This is a genomic window from Bacillus cereus group sp. BfR-BA-01524 (assembly GCF_022662595.1).
In the GTDB taxonomy this organism is placed as follows: domain Bacteria; phylum Bacillota; class Bacilli; order Bacillales; family Bacillaceae_G; genus Bacillus_A; species Bacillus_A thuringiensis_S.
This window is the reverse complement of sequence record NZ_JAKUDW010000310.1, coordinates 1-377: the sequence shown is the minus strand read 5'-3', so window position 1 is coordinate 377 and position 377 is coordinate 1. Positions and strand designations below refer to the sequence as shown.

Genomic DNA, 377 nt, shown 5'->3' with positions numbered 1-377 from the left:
AATTACACAGAGTGTAGATGGAACAACGTCTTTCTCACAAAACTTTGATTTACCTAAAGATGCAGTGCCAGCAACTCCTAAAGGAAACGCAAAAACAGTTGAAAGAACAGAGGGTACAGGTTCTCAAGAAGGAAAAATGGTACCAACAAAAGAAGGTACAGATTCTCAACCAGGATTTGAAATGGGATCCCCTGAGAAACCAGAATATGCAAAAACAGTTGAAAGAACAGAAGGTACAGATTCTCAAGAAGGAAAAATGGTACCAGCAAAAGAAGGAAATTAAATAATATATAGTTATAACGAGGAGCATCCAAAAAGTGGTGCTCTTTTTATATTATAGGGATTAATTAGTTTTACTGAATATAGAACTGTAGGAG

The 377-nt window shown here is 35.8% G+C and carries 1 protein-coding gene; it reads left to right on the top strand.

Translation table 11 applies throughout. The features are described 5' to 3' along the window. Window positions 1–283 (top strand): alpha-ketoglutarate permease (locus tag MR170_RS31220; RefSeq protein WP_242310690.1); only part of this gene is annotated, 283 nt, incomplete at its 5' end. Window positions 284–377 lie beyond the last annotated feature (94 nt).